Origin of the sequence: Pseudoalteromonas distincta, from assembly GCF_005877035.1 — a bacterium.
In the GTDB taxonomy this organism is placed as follows: Bacteria; Pseudomonadota; Gammaproteobacteria; order Enterobacterales; family Alteromonadaceae; genus Pseudoalteromonas; species Pseudoalteromonas distincta.
On sequence record NZ_CP040558.1, the window covers coordinates 1,497,577 to 1,516,125 of the forward strand.

The 18,549-nt window shown below is 37.0% G+C and carries 18 protein-coding genes; 10 read left to right on the forward strand and 8 right to left on the reverse strand.

Annotated features, from left to right (window positions below; all coding sequences use genetic code 11):
• Positions 1-112 precede the first annotated feature (112 nt).
• The gene (rmf, locus tag FFU37_RS06655) at positions 113-283 is read left to right on the forward strand and encodes a ribosome modulation factor (protein ID WP_002960897.1); all 171 of its coding nucleotides are present in this window, start codon (positions 113-115) and stop codon (positions 281-283) included.
• Positions 284-348: 65 nt separating this feature from the next.
• Here the strand turns inward: rmf and fabA are convergent, their stop codons facing one another.
• Positions 349-864, reverse strand: a complete 516-nt coding sequence (gene fabA, locus FFU37_RS06660) for a bifunctional 3-hydroxydecanoyl-ACP dehydratase/trans-2-decenoyl-ACP isomerase (protein WP_002960896.1) — start codon at positions 862-864, stop codon at positions 349-351.
• 203 nt (positions 865-1,067) lie between these two features.
• Between fabA and FFU37_RS06665 the strand changes: the two genes are divergently transcribed.
• The 3 genes from FFU37_RS06665 to FFU37_RS06675 are packed head-to-tail and all read left to right on the forward strand — an operon-like array spanning position 1,068 to position 3,173.
• The gene (locus FFU37_RS06665) at positions 1,068-1,925 is read left to right on the forward strand and encodes a 6-carboxytetrahydropterin synthase (protein ID WP_002960893.1); all 858 of its coding nucleotides are present in this window, start codon (positions 1,068-1,070) and stop codon (positions 1,923-1,925) included.
• Complete coding sequence (locus FFU37_RS06670; protein WP_138489050.1) at positions 1,918-2,736, forward strand: M23 family metallopeptidase; 819 nt, start codon at positions 1,918-1,920, stop codon at positions 2,734-2,736. The genes FFU37_RS06665 and FFU37_RS06670 overlap by 8 nt, the downstream gene beginning before the upstream one ends.
• A 5-nt stretch (positions 2,737-2,741) precedes the next feature.
• Positions 2,742-3,173 carry an acyl-CoA thioesterase gene (locus FFU37_RS06675; RefSeq protein WP_002960891.1) on the forward strand — a complete coding sequence of 144 codons (432 nt, stop codon included), beginning with the start codon at positions 2,742-2,744 and terminating at the stop codon, positions 3,171-3,173.
• Positions 3,174-3,447: 274 nt separating this feature from the next.
• On the opposite strand, the gene FFU37_RS06680 is transcribed toward FFU37_RS06675, so the two are convergent.
• From FFU37_RS06680 to FFU37_RS06700, 5 genes are read right to left on the reverse strand one after another with little or no spacing between them, the layout of a single operon-like run.
• On the reverse strand, positions 3,448-4,770 hold the full coding sequence (locus FFU37_RS06680; RefSeq protein ID WP_138489051.1) for a Na+/H+ antiporter family protein: 1,323 nt from the start codon (positions 4,768-4,770) through the stop codon (positions 3,448-3,450).
• 8 nt (positions 4,771-4,778) lie between these two features.
• Complete coding sequence (locus FFU37_RS06685; protein ID WP_138489052.1) at positions 4,779-6,749, reverse strand: transglutaminase TgpA family protein; 1,971 nt, start codon at positions 6,747-6,749, stop codon at positions 4,779-4,781.
• Positions 6,749-7,735, reverse strand: coding sequence for a DUF58 domain-containing protein (locus tag FFU37_RS06690; RefSeq protein ID WP_138489053.1), 987 nt, complete (start codon positions 7,733-7,735; stop codon positions 6,749-6,751). Before FFU37_RS06690 ends, FFU37_RS06685 begins: the two co-directional genes overlap by 1 nt.
• A gap of 6 nt (positions 7,736-7,741) precedes the next feature.
• Positions 7,742-8,647 (reverse strand): AAA family ATPase, encoded by a 906-nt coding sequence (locus FFU37_RS06695; RefSeq protein ID WP_138489054.1) that lies wholly within the window; start codon positions 8,645-8,647, stop codon positions 7,742-7,744.
• 13 nt (positions 8,648-8,660) lie between these two features.
• On the reverse strand, positions 8,661-9,044 hold the full coding sequence (locus FFU37_RS06700) for a response regulator (protein WP_002960883.1): 384 nt from the start codon (positions 9,042-9,044) through the stop codon (positions 8,661-8,663).
• Between the two features lie 528 nt (positions 9,045-9,572).
• Between FFU37_RS06700 and FFU37_RS06705 the strand changes: the two genes are divergently transcribed.
• The 6 genes from FFU37_RS06705 to FFU37_RS06730 all read left to right on the forward strand — a co-directional run bounded on the left by FFU37_RS06705 (position 9,573) and on the right by FFU37_RS06730 (position 16,430).
• On the forward strand, positions 9,573-10,901 hold the full coding sequence (locus FFU37_RS06705) for a hypothetical protein (RefSeq protein WP_138489055.1): 1,329 nt from the start codon (positions 9,573-9,575) through the stop codon (positions 10,899-10,901).
• A gap of 152 nt (positions 10,902-11,053) precedes the next feature.
• Positions 11,054-12,358 (forward strand): ABC transporter substrate-binding protein, encoded by a 1,305-nt coding sequence (locus tag FFU37_RS06710; RefSeq protein WP_138489056.1) that lies wholly within the window; start codon positions 11,054-11,056, stop codon positions 12,356-12,358.
• A 146-nt stretch (positions 12,359-12,504) separates the two neighbouring features.
• Positions 12,505-13,377, forward strand: a complete 873-nt coding sequence (locus FFU37_RS06715) for a carbohydrate ABC transporter permease (protein ID WP_002960879.1) — start codon at positions 12,505-12,507, stop codon at positions 13,375-13,377.
• A 2-nt stretch (positions 13,378-13,379) separates the two neighbouring features.
• Positions 13,380-14,210 (forward strand): carbohydrate ABC transporter permease, encoded by an 831-nt coding sequence (locus tag FFU37_RS06720; RefSeq protein ID WP_002960878.1) that lies wholly within the window; start codon positions 13,380-13,382, stop codon positions 14,208-14,210.
• Between the two features lie 10 nt (positions 14,211-14,220).
• The gene (locus tag FFU37_RS06725; protein ID WP_138489057.1) at positions 14,221-15,222 is read left to right on the forward strand and encodes an ABC transporter ATP-binding protein; all 1,002 of its coding nucleotides are present in this window, start codon (positions 14,221-14,223) and stop codon (positions 15,220-15,222) included.
• Between the two features lie 248 nt (positions 15,223-15,470).
• Positions 15,471-16,430 carry a sugar-binding transcriptional regulator gene (locus tag FFU37_RS06730; RefSeq protein ID WP_002960874.1) on the forward strand — a complete coding sequence of 320 codons (960 nt, stop codon included), beginning with the start codon at positions 15,471-15,473 and terminating at the stop codon, positions 16,428-16,430.
• A gap of 420 nt (positions 16,431-16,850) precedes the next feature.
• Here the strand turns inward: FFU37_RS06730 and FFU37_RS06735 are convergent, their stop codons facing one another.
• Both FFU37_RS06735 and FFU37_RS06740 read right to left on the reverse strand, forming a co-directional pair.
• Positions 16,851-17,675 carry an alpha/beta fold hydrolase gene (locus FFU37_RS06735; protein WP_138489058.1) on the reverse strand — a complete coding sequence of 275 codons (825 nt, stop codon included), beginning with the start codon at positions 17,673-17,675 and terminating at the stop codon, positions 16,851-16,853.
• A 357-nt stretch (positions 17,676-18,032) separates the two neighbouring features.
• Positions 18,033-18,461, reverse strand: a complete 429-nt coding sequence (locus tag FFU37_RS06740) for a response regulator (RefSeq protein WP_002960870.1) — start codon at positions 18,459-18,461, stop codon at positions 18,033-18,035.
• Positions 18,462-18,549 lie beyond the last annotated feature (88 nt).

Genomic DNA, 18,549 nt, shown 5'->3' on the forward strand with positions numbered 1-18,549 from the left:
AACAATTTAATTGCTTTTACGATTTGAATTTTACATTTTTATTAACTATTCATTAAATGTAGATTTCACTAATGCTACACAATATACAAATAAAAAGGTGAGGATATTACCGATGAAGAGACAGAAAAGAGATCGTTTAGAAAGAGCTCATTCTCAAGGTTTTAAAGCAGGTTTAGCAGGTCGCTCAAAAGAGCTATGCCCTTATCAACAAGTAGATCCCAAATCAGAGTGGTTAGGAGGTTGGCGTGAAGCGATTGAAAACCGCAACATGTACAAAACCTAAAATCAATAATCGAATTTAAGCAAAAAGGCCTCCACGTTGGAGGCCTTTTTGTACGCATTTAAAAATTAAAACGCGCTAGTGTCTTGGAACAAGCCCACTTTTAAATCTTTTGCTTCGTAAATTACTCGGCCATCTACTTCAACAGTGCCATCTGCAACGCCCATGAACAATTTACGTTTAATTACGCGTTTCATTACAAGGCGGTAAGTTACTTTTTTATTAGTTGGTAAAATTTGGCCAGTAAATTTAACTTCACCCACACCTAGCGCACGGCCAAGACCAGGGCCACCAGACCAACCTAAGTAAAAACCAACTAGTTGCCACATAGCATCTAAGCCTAAACAACCTGGCATTACTGGGTCGCCTTTAAAATGACAATCGAAAAACCAAAGGCTAGGGTCAATATCAAGCTCAGCAACAATTTCGCCTTTCCCATGAATACCGCCATCAGCAGTAATAGAGGTAATGCGATCCATCATTAACATGTTGTCACTTGGTAAACGGCAGTTACCTTCACCAAACATTTCACCTTGACCACACAGGATCAACTCTTCTTTTGTATAGCTATTTTTAGGTTCCATAACACTTATCTTCGCTTAGAAATTGCCAAGTACTTTAGCGTACACTTGTACGCTAAACAACTCGGAGCAGTTAAAAAATCAAAATATTGCATATTAAATCATCAATCAATCAATGCGATTGGTTTTTGCACTATAAAACCGCGCAATTACAATCAGAAATCATTATAATTAACGCTGTCTTATAACCAGTCTAAAGGAAGTTTATGATCCTTTTTGTTAACTCACTAACTGTGATTGATTTTTCTTACTTATGTAACAAACGCGGCGCCGTTGGCGAGAGCTGGATTGTTGATTTAACTTTGCACGGTAAACTTAACGAAGAGTCTATGGTTTTAGACTTTGGTTTAGTTAAAAAGCAAATTAAAGGCATTATAGATGAGTGTATTGATCACCGTTTAGCAATTCCTACAGGGCTTAATGGCACTGTATCTGAATTTGACGAGCATAAAACACTCGACTGTACATTTGGTGAAAATAATCACTTAGCTATGAGCGCTCCTCATCAAGCTTATTGCATGATTAACGCAGACGAAGTAACGGTTGAATCGGTTACCGAATTTTTAATTGCGACTATTTTACCGAAGCTACCAGATAACATTGAAAAAATTGAGCTATCTCTTAAGCCTGAACACAGCCAAAGTTTTTACTATCATTACAGCCATGGCCTTAAAAAGCATGACGGTAATTGCCAGCGTATTATTCATGGGCATCGTTCTCAAATTGGTATTAGCCTAGATGGTATCTCTATGCCGCGCTTGCAAAAAGAATGGTCTCAAAAGTGGGAAGATATTTACTTAGCCACCAGTGAAGATCAAATTAATGCAGCTGATTTAAAACACATACCAGCCAAAGCGGGTGACGTATGTTTTGCTTATACATCGGCACAAGGCTATTTTGAAATGGCTATTAGCGAGTCTCGTTGCGACATTTTGCCAGTAGATACCACAGTAGAATGTATTGCAGAACATGTAGCTGGCCAAATTAAAGCCCAATACCCAGAAAAAGCAGTGAAAGTAACCGCTTATGAAGGTGTTGGAAAAGGATCGATTAGTTATGTTTAAAACACTTTTAGCAACAGCGCTTGTTGCCTCTGCTAGCTTTAGTGCTATGGCGCTTGAGTTAAAAGGACATTTAACACAAGGCGGTTTAGTTACTGGAAAGCTAGAAAACGCTAAATCAGTAAGCTTAGATGGCAAAAGCTTAAAACTTTCGCAAAATGGTGACTTTGTATTTGGTTTTGGTCGTGACGCTGAAACTACTCATACTTTAAAATGGGTAGATAACAATGGTAAATCGCATTCACAGCCAATAGCTATCACTAAGCGCGAATATAAAATTGATAAAATTACCGGCGTAGCTAAAAAATATGTCTCTCCGCCAAAAGAAGTTAGTGCGCGTATAAGCCGCGAAGCAGTTGCTGTGCGAAAAGCCAGAGAAGTAGACTCTGATTTACTGTACTTTTTAGACCCTGTTTTAAAGCCTGCAGAAGGGCGCATATCGGGTGTTTACGGTAGTCAGCGCTATTTTAATGGCGAGCCACGTCGTCCGCACTTTGGCTTAGACATTGCCAATAAAACAGGCTCTCCTGTTTACGCGCCTATAAGTGGTACCGTGGTATTTGCTGAACCTGATTTATACTACTCAGGCGGTACATTAATTATTGATCATGGCCATGGTATTACCTCAACTTACATTCATTTGAGTAAGCTTGATGTAAAAGTGGGTGATAAAATTGAGCAAGGTAACAAAGTGGCTGAAATTGGTGCAACAGGGCGTGTAACGGGTCCTCACCTAGATTGGCGTTTTAACTGGAAAGGCGAACGCCTTGATCCTGCATTACTAATGCAAGATACATTAGCAAACAAAAAGTAGAGATTATGACTGACGTAAATCGCGATGCAATAATTGCTCAGCGTATTGAAGACTCAACCACATCGGTAACTAAAACCGTGTTTCCAGGGCGTACTAATCATCACAATACTTTATTTGGTGGTGATGCACTGGCGTGGATGGATGAAGTGGCATTTATAGCAGCGACTCGTTTTTGCCGTAAGCCTTTGGTAACTATATCTTCAGATAGAGTCGACTTTAAAGAAGCCATACCAGCAGGTACTTTTGCAGAGTTAATAGCTAAAGTAGTGCATGTAGGTAACACCAGCTTAAAAGTTGACGTAGATATATTATTAGAAACCATGCACAAAGACGATAAACATTCAGCCATTAGTGGCAGCTTTACGTTTGTAGCAGTTGATGATAACCACAGACCGACTCCGGTAGTATGCGACAAAATGATTTATGGTTTTGATTAAGCTAAAGCTTTGAATATGCGCTAAAGTAAATTTATATAAGCACCTTAATTGGTGCTTATATAAATCCATTTAAAGAACACATCATACAAAATATCCATTAAATATAACCTCAACAACAGAGTTAGTATTAACTAAAAGAAAGTAATCAAACTGAGGGGGAATTGGTAGGGGGGAGAGTTGTTGGATTTGGATACTAAAAAGGTATGCTTTTAACATACCTTCTTGGTTATATTCAGCTTTTAATCACATTTATCAACACTTACATAAATACTACTTAAAGCACCATTGCTGCAATCCAGCCAAATATCAGCAGCGGAATGTTAAAGTGAATAAACGTTGGAATAACAGAGTCTCTAATGTGGTCGTGCTGGCCATCGGCATTTAAACCCGATGTTGGGCCAAGCGTTGAGTCTGAAGCAGGGGAGCCTGCATCACCTAGAGCGCCCGCAGTACCAACAAGCGCAGCGGTAGCCATAACAGAAAACCCAAGGTCTAAACATAAAGGAACAAACAAAGTTGCAATAATAGGCACTGTTGAAAACGAACTGCCAATTCCCATTGTAATTAATAACCCGACTAACAAAATAACACCGGCGGCCAAAGGTTTATTACCATCAAAAAGGGCGGCTGCGCTGTGTACTAAGCTTGCTACATCGCCAGTGGCTTGCATAACCGATGCAAAACCTTGTGCCGATATCATAATAAAGCCAATCATGGCCATCATCGCAACGCCTTTACTAAATACGTCGCCGTTTTCTTCCCACTTAACTACACCGAAAACACTAAATATCATTACACCTACTAAGCCACCTAAAATCATTGAGCCACTTAGGTTTTGTGCAACAAGTGAGGCAAGTACTGCAAAAAGCCCGACAATCATTACTTTTCTAGGGTTTTCTACTTCAGCCGATTTACTTTGAGTTGTTAATGGGAGCTCGGTGTATTCGCGACGTTTTTTGTAAGTAATAAATACCGCAATAAGCAATCCAATAAGCATACCTAATGCAGGAATTATCATCGCCACAGGGACTTGGGTATTTACAATGTCTAGGCCGTTATCAACTAGGTTTTTGTGCAAAATTGAATATAAGTAAATACCCCCAAAACCATAAGGAAGCACCATGTAAGACGTTGCTAATCCAAATGTTAAAATACACGCTATAGCACGCCTGTCTAATCTTAACTGATTAAAAACAACGAGTAACGGCGGGATCAAAATAGGAATAAACGCTATGTGTACAGGGACTAAGTTTTGCGAAGAAATTGCACAACCTAAAATAATTAATAAAATGAAGTAACTTAAAAATGTTTCATTACCGCTGCCTTTTGCATTTACTTTAGCAAGTAGCTTATCAGCGAGAATGCGTGTTAAACCCGACTTAGAAATAGCAACGGCAAACGCGCCGAGCATAGCATAACTTAGTGCAATTTCAGCTCCAGCTGAAAGGCCAGAATTAAACGCATCAACACTTTCTTTTATGCCCAAGCCTGCAGTAAGACCTGCAACTAACGCGCTTATGATCATGGCAACAATGACGTTAACGCGAGCCAGAGATAGCCCGAGCATTAAAATAACGCCTATAACAACAGCATTCATAGTATTCTCTATTTGGAAATTTTAATTAATTTTATCAGATCTTTAGCCTGAGTTTTACGCTCTTTCGTAAAAGGTTTTTTACCATAGCGTACTTGGTTAAATAACTGCCTAAAAGTGTTTATAGATTGTGCAGAACGAGGAAGTTGATCAGCAAAAAAGTCTAACTGCTGACTCGGTGTTAAATTATCGGGTATATTTATTTTTTGTTTTTTAGCCCATGCTTTTACTTCATAAAACTCTTTAACCATAGGCGCTAATTTAGCTGGGCGTTTTGGTAAGTTTAAATAAATAAAATAACCTATAAAACAAAAACCAGCTGTTAGTAAAACCATTAATGGTACAAGCCAAATATTTTTACTACCAAAAATTGATTTTAAAAAATCATTTTGTTTTTCTTCGTCAAAACCAAGTACCCAGCTAGACCATTGATAATCGAGGTTTTCAAGTTCCAACCTTAACCAATTAATAGCCGGGAAATTACTTAAACTCACTAAACCAAAATCAAGATTACTTTTAAATTCGTCATTCAGCTCTTCGTTTTGCGAAAGTGATCCATTTAAACGCTCTGGTGCGACAATAGCGGTTGCATCAAAAATAACCCAACCTTCGTTTTGTAAATATACTTCTACCCAAGCATGTGCGTCGTACTGGCGAACAGTGAGCGTATTATTATCTTGGTTTAATTCACCGCCTAAATAGCCACTTACTAGTCGAGCGGGTATACCTGCGGTTCTAAAAATGTACGCGGCGGCACTGGCATAGTGGCCACAAAAGCCACGTTGGTTTTCAAATAAAAATTGGTCAATTGTATTATCACCGCTCATAGGCGTGGGTGTTAACGTGTAAGTAAATCCCGTACCTGCAAAGTACTGTAATAAGCTATTGTAAAAATCGCGGTCAGAGTGTGTATTTTGCTTTAAGTTTTTAGCAAGTAATGATGTTTTTACATTCTTTTTATAAGCGAGGTATTTGTAGCGTTTTTCTTCAAATTCGCCAAGCGGTAAAGTTGTGAAGTTAAAGCTATTTACATCGTATTGTAAGCTTTTAGCTTGGCGACTTTTTTTACGCAATAAACCTAGCGAATTACCTTCAACATTTGATGAGTTACTACTGGAATACGCTAAACCATAGAGCCATTTTTGTGTAGCAGGCTCTGTAATAACTGAGTAGCTTGCAATAAGTTGCTCATCATTTTCGCTCTGCGTATTTGTTTTTACATTATTATATTTTAAAAAGTCAGACGTAAGCCACGCATTACCATTAAATTCATCATGAACTATTGCTCGCCAATAATAAGGCGCTACAGGTTTTTCTTCGTTAAATTTAGCTCTAAATACAAGCTCGTCAGAGTTTGACAGCTTTGCAATATCGAATGGATCGACCTGTTCAGAAAGCCCTGTTTTAGCAAGCTTAGGCCCAGGAAGCTGCCAAAAGGCGGGCATTTTTGGTAAAAAAAGCAGTAAAAATATAGCTAAAGGAAGCGCTAAAAGTAGCAATTTACCACTTTGCTTAGAGGCTATTTTTAAATTATGTTTGGACTCGAGTAGGCCAAGTACTGCAAAGTTTAATATGTATAAACTACTAACAGTTAAAGTCGTTAAAATGCTTTGGTTAAATAAATACACCGATGAGAGTGAAAAAAACGTAAGCGTTGTAATTACATGATAGTGTTTTTTGGTTTTAGCCTGTAGCAGCTTAAATAAACTAGCAAGTAGCAGCATGGCCACAAATAAAATAACCGTATCCGACATGCCTACTGTGTAGAGCATTAAACCTAGTGACACACCTGCGAGTATATTTGCCAGCCAAGCATTTGGCTTTGGTTTATTACTTAGCGTTACGTAAAAGTTCCATGCACAAATAAGCGTAAGTACACCAACAAAAACAAGCGGTAAATGTGATACAAAAAATACAATCAAACATGCATATATAAAAGACAGCGAATAATTTATTACTTTTTCGTTTTTAAGTATGTCCATTACACATCACCATTAAATGAGCATAATAATTCTAAGCATTGCTGCTTATGATGCTGTCCGGTATTTGTATTTATTGTTTTATTCGGTAGCTTTAACATAAAAGGGGTGTTTTTCTCGGTTGCTTCACACACTAAAAAGCATAACTGGCTTAAGCGCTGTTCTGTATCTCCATTCATTAACGTAAAATCGAAGAGCGCATTTGCTATTTTAAAGTCTACAAACTCTTTTACTAACAACTGCTGAGTTTTTGCGTAATGCTTCCACGACACTCTTTGCAACCCCATTTCAGGTAAATGTGGGATAAGAGACTCAAACTCTTCGCTACCAGATTGTGTAGAAATACCTTTATCGGCTTGCTCATCAAGCATAGAAACATGCGCATCACTGTGTACTTGTTCAAGCGACGGGTATACAAATATATCTTCTTGTAATTGAATGTAGCTCCAAACAGTTATCAAACCAAAGGGATAGTTACTCGCTATTTTAATACGTTGCACTGAGTACTTACCGCGTGAGCTGTAGGGTAAGTTGAGTGTAAGTAACTGAGGTTTACTATCAACTTGGCCGGTATGTTTGTGAGTTTGCTCACTATCTTGATATGTTAAATTAATAGATTGGGTAACAGAAGGGCTTTGTAATTCAAATATAATACTCGGTTTTTGAGGAGCGTAGCTGTTAAATGCATCTTTAAATTTAACTGTTAAGCCTTTAGCGTTACTGTAGCCCATTAATACAGCAATAATCATTACCACAAACATAAGATAAGACATTATTAAAATTAAATTATTTTGATAATTAATGCCCATTACAAAGTTTAAAATAGCAACAATTACAAAGTACCAACCGAGGGATGATGGCAATACATAAATTGTTCTGTGTTCAAGTGTAATTGAGTTTTTTAAATGTTTATTTTTTAATAACTTATTAAATACACTTTGCTTAAATGACTTAAATAAAGAAGGGCGATTAGCTGGTTTTTTTGGCATAAAAATTTATACCGGAACTAAAACGTTTTTTAAAATATCATTTACTTGCGCTTCACCTGACTCGTTATGCAAACCTAATCGATGCTGACACACACTTGCAAATACAGCTTGAACATCTTCTGGCATTACAAAATCACGACCATCAATAAAGGCCCACGACCTAGCCGCTTTAGCCAGAGCCATACTAGCACGAGGTGATAACGATGATGCAAAAGCGTTGCTTGTGCGTGTGTAATTAACAAGCTCTATAATGTAGTCAATAACCGGGCTACTTAAAGTAATTTGGCTTATCTGGGTTTGAATTGCAGCTAACTCTTGTTGGTTAATACGCTTAGGTAATTGGCTGTAATCTCGTTTTTGCATATTCAAAATTAAGCGTTTTTCGGCTTCTTTAGGTGGAAAACCTAAGCTAATACGCATTAAAAAACGGTCTAATTGCGACTCAGGTAACGGATAGGTACCTGATTGGTAAAGCGGGTTTTGTGTTGCAATCACAAAAAATGGATTTGGCAGCGTATATTTTTTTCCATCAACTGTTACTTGTTGCTCTTCCATTGCTTCAAGCAACGCACTTTGTGTTTTGGGCCCTGCGCGGTTTATTTCATCAGCTAAAACAACTTGGCTAAAAATAGGGCCTTTATGAAACGTAAAAATGTGCTCGGTAGAATTAAACACGTTAGTACCTAGAATATCAGCAGGCAGAAGATCACTGGTAAATTGTATACGCTGATACGATAAACCTAACACAGCTGACAATGCATGAGAAAGAGTGGTTTTTCCCATGCCAGGCAAATCTTCAATGAGTAAATGCCCTTCGCTAAATAAGCATGTAAGTGCCAGTTTTATTTGTTGTTGTTTACCAAATATAACACTCGAAAGATCTTCTATAATCGCAGTAACAGTACTATGCATGCTAACCTTTCTATCATTCTATTATTTCAAGACGCTTCATTACAGTGTCTACTTTTTTTGTATTGAAAGGTTTTGCAATAAAACCTTTAGCGCCCATTTCCCACGTGTTTTGTACGTTTTCGAGACTATTGTGGCCCGAACACATAACAACATGAGTGTGCGGGTAAGCACTATTAATGTATTCCAATATCTCTGCACCGTTAGAGTCTGGTAAATCTACATCTACAAATATAACGCCTGGCGGTTTATTGTCCATAATAGGTTTGGCAGAGCTAAAATCAGCACTTTCTAATATATCTTCAAACCCTAAGTCCGTTAAAATTTGGTTTAGATAATCACGAATTTCCTTAACGTCATCAATAATGAGGATGGGCTCTAGCGGGCGAACAAATTCCATATGTAGGTTACTTCTATTTTGAATACATCTAAGTGCTTTAATACTAAGCTAACCCCATCATAAGCTCAAGAACGTTACTTAAAAAACACTAATAAATAAACTGTTTATTGGTTGCCCAACAGCCTATTTTTAAAGGATTACCTGCTTTTATGTCTTCTACTAACTTATATTTTTATTAATTGTATTGAACAATAATGACGTATTCATAAGAAATCCCTTAATCCAATACAACATTCCATCAAAATTTGATGTAACAAATTTGCTACTTAACTTATTGATTCAAAAATATTTACATACAAATTCGATTTTTTGTAAACGTTTTGTAATAAAAAATCGTTGACCTTCTAAATCCATTCTGTGATTATGCTCATCAGATGGGCTTATGCTCACAAGTGCAATTTCATTAACCATTTAATGTTTTGCTCAGCCAGCCTCATCTATACACACTGAATTAATACCAATTTCATTAAATGAAAATGCAATTTAATAAAGTTGGCATCACACACCACACTAAATAAAGAGCTTATTATGTTGAATAATAAAAAGACTAAATTTGCAATTTCTCTCATAGCGGCAGCTATGGCTACATCGGCTCCAGCACAGGCTGATATTTCTGAATATTTAGATCGCATTGACGTAGACTTTTTACTAATGCAAAACTTTCAGTCAATTCAGGCTAAAGACGGCGCATTTCGTCCAGAAGATGAAGAACAAGAATCAGGTTTTGGCCGTATTAGAGCAAATCTAATGCTTAAATTTCATATTAACGAGTTCATTACTGCCGATATAGATATTGCAGAAGAGCCTAATGACTTTGGTGGCGAAGATCGTGACTTTTCATTTCACAACGATTTTGCAGGTGTTGAATTTGACTTACTAGGCCTTTATGGCACACCAAAAGAAAACGCAAATTTAACACTGCGTTTAGGTAACATTGGTGGATCACCTTTTCAATTTAAAGGTTTTCAAGACGGCGCTGATAACCAAAGTAATGCACTTATTGGTAATGGTATTACCGATTACGCAACCGCAGAAAACGGTGCACAGCTAAGTTACAGCGAAACTTTCGATAGTGGTGTAGTACGTGCTTATAATGTTACAGGTCACATTACGACTTCAAGTTTCGGTGAAGCATTTCAAGAAGACAGAGGTTACAACTACCGACTTCAAGGTACTCTAGAATTTGAAGGTGGCTTTAAAGCAGGTTTAAACTTATTAAAAGCCAATCAAGGCGACCAGTTACGTTTTGAAAATGGCGTAGCAAGTCTTGATGGTGTAACCACAACAAACTATCGCTTTGGCGATGGTGAAAACTATAATTTCTCAGCGTCACCTTCAAACGAGCGTGACACTCACGTTGGCGCAATGCCAGGGCTTGAGCAATCAATCATCCAGCTTAACTTAGCTTATCAACCATCTGACGAAACTAGCTTAATTTTTATGGTTGGTAAATCATCTGATGACTACACGTTTGCAGATGCCGCTGGTAATGCAGTTGCCGGTATTACCTACTTTGGTACAAACGGTATAGCAGATGAAAATGGCACTACTTTTGATTCAAACAGTGTAATAGAAGGCGACTCATCGGTTGAGTACTTCGTGTTTGAAGCACAACAATATATTATTCCTAAAAAGCTATATGTAGCGGCTCGTTATGCAGAAGCCGAAAACACTTCCGACTTAATTGAACAAACAGACAACACAGTAGAGCGTATTCAAGTAGCCGCAGGTTACTGGTTTAACGATAAAACGCTTTTAAAAGTTGAGTATGTTAACCAAGAAGAAGGGGTTAATTCGGGCGGCCAAATCGGTAAAGGATTTGACGGCTTCACTTCTGAAATATCTGTTAAATTTTAAATCATTATCCAACTAGTCTAACTATTTATACAAAGGACCTAAAAAGGCACTTTGCGGGCAGTTTTATGCGTTAAAACTGCCATAAATAGAATTGGTAATAGATTGAAATTTAATAGCACTTCTTAAAACATAACGTGTATGGGGAATACCCGATGAAAAATAAATTAATTATGCTCGTGTGTGGCTTTATAAGCATGGGCGCTGCGGCAAAAGAAACAATTACAATAGCGACTGTTAACAATGGTGACATGATCACCATGAAAGAATTAAGCAGTGACTTTACCAGCCAAAACCCTGATATAGATCTAAAATGGGTCACTCTAGAGGAAAACATCCTTCGCCAACGTGTCACTACCGATGTTGCAACAAAGGGCGGCCAATACGATGTTATGACCATAGGTACTTATGAAGTACCAATTTGGGGCAAGCAAAATTGGCTAAAAGAGCTGGATAATTTAGGTGAAAACTACGATTTAGACGATTTAATTCCGGCAATTCGAAGCGGTTTAACGATTAACGACAAGCTTTATGCTGCGCCATTTTATGGCGAAAGCTCAATGGTTATGTACCGCACTGACTTAATGGAAAAAGCAGGGCTGACAATGCCTAAGGCCCCAACATGGGACTTTATACGTAAAGCTGCTAAAGCGATGACAGATAAAAAAGAAGGTGTTTATGGCCTTTGTCTACGTGGTAAAGCAGGTTGGGGCGAAAACGTTGCGCTTATTACATCAATGGCTAATTCGTTTGGTGCGCGTTGGTTTGATGAAAATTGGAAGCCACAGTTTAATACCCCAGAGTGGGAAAATACCCTTCAGTATTATGTCGATGTGATGAAAGAATCTGGTCCTGCGGGTTCATCTGCAAACGGTTTTAATGAAAATCTTGCACTATTTCAAACCGGAAAATGTGGGATTTGGATTGATGCAACCGTTGCAGGCGCATTTGTTACTAACAAAAAAGACTCAGAAGTTGCCGATAAAGTAGGGTTTGCACTTGCGCCAGATAACGGTCTAGGTAAACGCGGTAACTGGTTATGGTCTTGGACTTTAGCCGTACCGGCAAGCAGCAAAAAACCAGATGCCGCAATGAAATTTATTAGCTGGGCAACATCTAAAGAATACACTCAACTTGTAGCCGACAAAAAAGGTTGGGCAAAAGTACCGCCAGGTACACGTAAATCACTTTACAGTAATCAAAAGTACATGGACGCAGCACCGTTTGCGCAAATTACCTTAGATTCTATTCAATCTGCAGATCCTAAAAATCCAACCGTTAAACCGGTGCCTTATGTAGGTATTCAGTTTGTTGCTATTCCTGAGTTTCAAGGAATTGGTACAGCTGTTGGGCAACAATTCTCAGCAGCATTAACTGGCCAAATGACCGTTAAGCAAGCGCTTAGTACGTCTCAGCACCTCGTTGAGCGAACAATGCGTAAAGCTCGCTATCCTAAATAGCATGTAATGGGCGGGTAAGTACTCAAACTTACCCAATATTTTATGTCAATTCTATTTACTTGTTAGTTATAAACACTATCAAGGGTTTCTGATTTTCACTTGATAGTTAACAAGTAAATAGAATTGGCTTTTTTAAGGTCACCTTTATGGCAACAACTAACTCGCGCACGCTTGCTCGGTTTATGCTTCTTCCTAGTGTAATTTTATTACTTGCTTGGATGATAGTTCCGCTGTGTATGACACTGTATTTCTCATTTATTGATTACAACTTACTCGTTCCAGGGGATAAAGAGTTTGTAGGCTTTTTAAACTATGAATTTTTCCTAACTGATCCGGCTTTTTTTGAATCATTTTTTAACACGCTTTACCTAGTAACTGGGGTTTTACTTATCACTATTTGTGGTGGTATTGGCTTAGCTATTTTACTAGACCAAGCAATATGGGGACGAAATTACGTTCGCATTATGGTACTAGCCCCATTTTTTGTAATGCCAACTGTGTCGGCATTGGTATGGAAAAACATGCTAATGAACCCAGTTAATGGCTTATTTGCACATTTCGCGATTTGGCTTGGCTTTGAACCTATCGACTTTTTTGCTCAAATGCCGTTATTTTCAATCATCATAATTGTGTCTTGGCAGTGGTTACCATTTGCAGCATTAATACTGCTAACAGCAATACAGTCATTAGACCGTGAACAATTAGAAGCGGCTGATTTAGACGGAGCTGGGCCATTTAGTAAGTTTTTTTACATCGTTTTGCCGCACTTATCGCGCGCTGTAACCGCTGTTATTTTAATCGAAACTATATTTTTACTGTCAATCTTTGCTGAAATATTAGTTACAACCAGCGGTGGTCCTGGTTATTCGTCGACCAATATAACGTACTTAATTTACACGCAATCACTACTTCAATTTGATGTAGGCGGTGGTTCGGCAGGGGGCATAGTTGCAGTTATTATTGCAAATATAGTCGCTATATTTTTAATGCGCTTAATTGGAAAAAACTTGGAGGGTTAATTATGACTATAAAAGATAGCCGTCGTTCCAAACTAATTTATACCATTGCTGCATGGACAATAAGCGGCATGATTTTCTTTCCAATTTTATGGACGTTAATCACCAGCTTTAAAACGGAAGCTGAAGCAATTTCAGCAAGTCCAAGCTTATATGCGTTTGATTGGACGCTCGAAAATTACCGAGATGTACTGTCGCGTTCGCCATACTTTAACCATTTTTGGAACTCTGTAGTTATATCGCTAGGTTCAAGTTTACTGGGGTTATTAATTGCTGTACCTGCAGCTTGGTCTATGGCTTTTGTACAAACTAAAAAAACTAAGCATTTATTAATGTGGATGCTTTCTACCAAAATGTTACCGCCAGTAGGGGTACTTATTCCGATTTATTTATTGTTTCGAGACTTTGCGCTACTCGATACAAAATTAGGTTTAGTAATTGTAATGACACTCATTAACTTACCAATAATGGTATGGATGCTGTACACCTACTTTAGAGAAATACCAAACGAAATACTTGAAGCTTCACGTATGGATGGCGCAACAATTGGTGAAGAAATATTCCATGTTTTATTACCAATAGCCTTACCGGGTATAGCCTCAACGCTATTGTTAAACGTAATTTTGTCGTGGAACGAAGCTTTTTGGACACTTATTTTAACCGCTGCAAATGCTGCACCTTTAACGGCATTTATTGCCAGTTACTCAAGCCCTGAGGGGTTATTTTACGCTAAGTTATCGGCAGCATCTGCCATGGCCATTGTGCCAATTTTAATACTTGGTTGGTTTAGTCAAAAACAATTAGTGCGTGGATTAAGTTTCGGCGCAGTAAAATAGGAGAATACACATGGGCAGCATCACACTAAAACAAGTCACTAAAAACTTTGATGAAGTTAACGTTATTAAACCACTCGACTTAGAAATTAAAGACGGTGAGTTCATCGTATTTGTTGGGCCATCAGGCTGTGGTAAATCTACATTACTTCGTATGATCGCAGGTCTTGAAGATACCACCAGTGGTAATATAGAAATTGACGGCATTGACGCTACAAAAACACCGCCTGCAAAAAGAGGCTTAGCAATGGTGTTTCAATCCTATGCGTTATATCCGCATATGACCGTGCGTAACAATATTGCTTTTCCTTTAAAAAGAGCCAAAGTTAGCCCTGCAGAAATCGAAAGTAAAATTTCTAACGCCGCTAAAATTCTTAATTTGACCGATTATTTAGACCGAAAGCCTGGGCAATTATCGGGCGGTCAGCGCCAGCGTGTAGCGATAGGGCGCGCAATTGTACGTCAGCCTTCGGCATTTTTATTTGATGAACCGCTTTCAAATCTTGATGCGTCACTACGTGTAAATATGCGTTTAGAAATATCTGAATTACATAAAAGTTTAGCTACAACAATGATTTATGTTACGCACGATCAGGTTGAAGCTATGACAATGGCAGATAGAATCGCGGTATTTAATGCCGGTATTATTGAACAGGTAGGCACACCTTTAGAGCTTTATAAAAACCCAGTAAACAAATTTGTAGCTGGTTTTATTGGCTCTCCAAAAATGAATTTTATAGATGCTCCACAAAATGAAGATGCGAATGTTAGTTGTATTGGTATACGACCAGAGCATATAACACTCTCTACTGAGCAAGGAACGTGGGCTGGTACTGTAGGTGTAATTGAACATTTAGGATCGGAGAGCTTTTTACATATAAATATTGAAGGCAAAGGTACCGTAACAGTAAAAGCAGATGGTGATTGTCCGTTAAAATATGGCGATAGTATTTACCTAAGCGCTCCGGCTGATAAAGTATTAAAGTTTGATAATAACGGTTTAACAATTCGCTAGAGCCAATCTTTAATTACCTTAAATAGCACCTTTATAAGGGTGCTATTAACTAAATTCTAATTACATAATCCTATGAAACCTAGGTATTTTTTATTAAGGAATGGTATATTTACAACTATAAATAACAAAAACGTTATTGATAAATAGATATTCCAAAATTAATAAAATAATTTATATAGCAGCACATATAATTAAAATTATGTAATGAAAATAAGGACTTAGTTTTCCTTCTATTTTAAGAGGTTTACGTGGTAAAGCTATCAAATACAGAAATTAGAAAGCTAGATGATGCAGCCAGAGCAGGCTGGTTATATTATGTTGGCGGTAACACACAAGATGAAATTGCTAAAAAGCTAAATATATCTCGTCAATCTGCACAAAGAATGGTCGCATTATCTGTGAGCCAAGGATTAATTAAAGTTAGACTAGACCACCCGATTGCCAAATGTATGGATTTAGCTGAAAAATTAAAAAGCCGTTTTGGGTTAGATTCGTGTGAAGTTGTACCGAGCGATCCATCTGAACCATCATCTACATTAGGTTTGGCTCAAGCTGGCGCGGCAGAAATAGAACGTCATCTAAAATCAGAACAACCCAAAGTACTTGCTATGGGAACCGGTCGAGTTTTACGTTCATGTGTGGATGAGCTAAGAACCGTTGATTGTCCGCAACATAAAATTGTAGCCATGCTAGGTAATATGGCTTTGGATGGATCGGCTTCACCTTATGATGTTGTAGTAAGAATGGCCGAGCACACCAATGCAAAACATTACCCAATGCCATTGCCAGTTTTACCAAGAAGTATTGAAGAAAAAGAACAGTTACATGCACAACAAAATATTACCGGTAATTTAAAACTCGCTAAAGATGCCGATGTAACATTTGTGGGTATTGGCAGCTTAGGTGAAAAGTCGCCATTACATATAGATGGTTTTATTGATGCGCAAGAACTTAAAGAGTTACAAGATCTTGGTGCTGTTGGTGAAATGATTAGTTGGGTGTTTGATAAAAACGGTAAGCTTTTAGATTGCACAGTTAATCAGCGTGTAGCAAGTACGCCATTAAAAACAAATGCTAACAAACAGATTTATGCGATAGCTGCTGGTGAAGAAAAAGTGTTAGCCATTTTGGGCGCAGTAAGGTCAAACATGATCAGCGGATTAATTACTAACGAATATACAGCTGAGCGTTTATTAAGTATTGATTAAACAAATTGATAAATAAAGTATCTGTATTAGTAATACCTATTATTGTAATAAAATCACTTAATGTCCGATACCGTCTAGTATTGGACATAGTAAGGGCGCATTTAAGCGCTCTTTCTCTATACACATTAACTACCTATAATTTATATTATGTTAAATAGCATGAATAAATACATAACTAAGTTACTCACCTTCATTAATTAACGTATAAACGCGATATTTTGACTGTTTAATAAGCATTAACCTACTTATTTTAAAAATTAATGTTTTGCCTCTTTTCGCTATTTGTTACTTAATCATATAAAAATACCGCTTGGTTATTAATATAATCAAGCGGTATTACAATGGTTGCCTATTCGCTACTTTACTCAATAAAACTTAACGTATTGAAATAAAAAGCTTTTTACTAAGCCTAGTAATTAACTAGAATGTTTTATCATTCATAAATTCATTAATAAGCTCAGACACTTTATCTGGATGTTCATCAATAACCCAATGTGCGGCTTTATCTATCCAAACCAATGACGAATTTGGAATTGCTTCTTCTAACATTGGTGCATACTTTGGCTTTTGAAACTTGTCTTCTTTACCCCATATTATGAGTGTTTCATGAGGTAAGCTTTTAAGATCGCCTGTAATAGCTTCGGTATATTCTTTATTGAGTCTGCGCATGTTACTAAATAAAGCGGCTTTTCCTTTTTCATTACTCCATGGTGTTAAGTATATTTTCATCAACTCTTCAGTCATTACGTTCGAGTCGTAAACACCTTTGGGCATGAAATCTCTTAATGTATCAACAAATTCATCTACAGATGTTTTTTCTTCTACGCCTGGTTCTAGTAAAGGTTCAAATTCTGGTATTGGCCAAGAATCAAAACATACACTATCAAGTAAAACCAACCCGTTTACTTTATCTGGATGATTTACAGCCATTAATTGAGCAACACCACCACCAATATCATGTGCAGCAATATTAACTTTAGAAATACCGAGCTTTTCTATAAACTTACACATTATTCTACATTGCGCATTTATAGATACATCAGTGTTACTTGGCATATCTGATTCACCAAAGTTAAGTAAATCTGGTGCTATTACTCGATATTTTGATGCAAGTTTTGGCATCACATTTCGCCATAAAAATTTATTTGTCGGAATACCGTGTATCAATAATAAAGGTGTTCCTTGTCCCATTTCTTGATAAGCAATTTGATGACCTTCTACTGTAACGTACTGTGTTTTGCTCATGCTTGTGCCTCGTTAATTTTAAAAATTATAATGTTTCGTAAACTATAAAATTGGAATATAGCCTTATAAAGCAAATTCCATCCCAAGATGAGTATTTTTTAGTTATTAAAAAATCTTAATGTTTTAAAAGTTAAACCCTTGTGATACCTGGGCTTAAGGCTAAGTAAGTTTATTTGTTTTTTATTATTATAGAGTTTGATAATTGTGATTGTTAAACCACTTTATGAAGTGTGAAGCGTTTACTCTTATATATGCAACAATTACAAAAGCGAAGTTGCTAATAATTTGAAGAAATTATTCTTATTAAATAGTTTTTAGTAAGTAATAAACAGCGAACCGCCCTACTATTGGTATTAATCACTTTAAGAAAGATCTAATATTTTCAATTAATACACTTTGCTTAACTGGCTTTAATAACAAACCATTAAATCCCAGCTTTATATATTTATTATTACTATTTTCGTTTTCACTAAATGTATGCGCAATAATTTTCGTTGCTGATGCATCAGCGTGCTTTCTTATTTTTAGCATTGCGTCTGTGCCTGTAAACTGTGGCATGACTATGTCCATTAAAATAATATCGTAAATATTTTGTGAAACCATCAATAGCGCCTCTATTGCACTGGATGCAAAATCTATTAATATGTTTTCTTCTTTAAGCATTTTTCTTATTACAATTTCTATTAGTAAATCATCATCGACTAAAAGTAGTCGTGTAGTTTTATTTATAGGCTTTACTTTATTAAACCCGATAACTTCCGCTGTATTTCCAATAGTGTTATTCATTTTTCACCTTATTACTTTTCAGTAATATATTACTGCTAATTTTTAATACCAACCGCTATAACTTTTTGAACAAATTAACGAGTAAAAT

What these genes read in the sequence shown, in the direction of transcription:
- FFU37_RS06700 (WP_002960883.1), bottom strand. Translation starts at nt 9,044, where the DNA reads ATGGAATTTGTTCGCCCGCTAGAGCCCATCCTCATTATTGATGACGTT.
- FFU37_RS06705 (WP_138489055.1), top strand. Translation starts at nt 9,573, where the DNA reads ATGTTGAATAATAAAAAGACTAAATTTGCAATTTCTCTCATAGCGGCA.
- FFU37_RS06695 (WP_138489054.1), bottom strand. Translation starts at nt 8,647, where the DNA reads ATGCATAGTACTGTTACTGCGATTATAGAAGATCTTTCGAGTGTTATA.
- FFU37_RS06735 (WP_138489058.1), bottom strand. Translation starts at nt 17,675, where the DNA reads ATGAGCAAAACACAGTACGTTACAGTAGAAGGTCATCAAATTGCTTAT.
- fabA (WP_002960896.1), bottom strand. Translation starts at nt 864, where the DNA reads ATGGAACCTAAAAATAGCTATACAAAAGAAGAGTTGATCCTGTGTGGT.
- FFU37_RS06740 (WP_002960870.1), bottom strand. Translation starts at nt 18,461, where the DNA reads ATGAATAACACTATTGGAAATACAGCGGAAGTTATCGGGTTTAATAAA.
- FFU37_RS06680 (WP_138489051.1), bottom strand. Translation starts at nt 4,770, where the DNA reads ATGAATGCTGTTGTTATAGGCGTTATTTTAATGCTCGGGCTATCTCTG.
- FFU37_RS06690 (WP_138489053.1), bottom strand. Translation starts at nt 7,735, where the DNA reads ATGCCAAAAAAACCAGCTAATCGCCCTTCTTTATTTAAGTCATTTAAG.
- FFU37_RS06725 (WP_138489057.1), top strand. Translation starts at nt 14,221, where the DNA reads ATGGGCAGCATCACACTAAAACAAGTCACTAAAAACTTTGATGAAGTT.
- FFU37_RS06715 (WP_002960879.1), top strand. Translation starts at nt 12,505, where the DNA reads ATGGCAACAACTAACTCGCGCACGCTTGCTCGGTTTATGCTTCTTCCT.
- FFU37_RS06670 (WP_138489050.1), top strand. Translation starts at nt 1,918, where the DNA reads ATGTTTAAAACACTTTTAGCAACAGCGCTTGTTGCCTCTGCTAGCTTT.
- FFU37_RS06720 (WP_002960878.1), top strand. Translation starts at nt 13,380, where the DNA reads ATGACTATAAAAGATAGCCGTCGTTCCAAACTAATTTATACCATTGCT.
- rmf (WP_002960897.1), top strand. Translation starts at nt 113, where the DNA reads ATGAAGAGACAGAAAAGAGATCGTTTAGAAAGAGCTCATTCTCAAGGT.
- FFU37_RS06675 (WP_002960891.1), top strand. Translation starts at nt 2,742, where the DNA reads ATGACTGACGTAAATCGCGATGCAATAATTGCTCAGCGTATTGAAGAC.
- FFU37_RS06665 (WP_002960893.1), top strand. Translation starts at nt 1,068, where the DNA reads ATGATCCTTTTTGTTAACTCACTAACTGTGATTGATTTTTCTTACTTA.
- FFU37_RS06685 (WP_138489052.1), bottom strand. Translation starts at nt 6,749, where the DNA reads ATGGACATACTTAAAAACGAAAAAGTAATAAATTATTCGCTGTCTTTT.
- FFU37_RS06710 (WP_138489056.1), top strand. Translation starts at nt 11,054, where the DNA reads ATGAAAAATAAATTAATTATGCTCGTGTGTGGCTTTATAAGCATGGGC.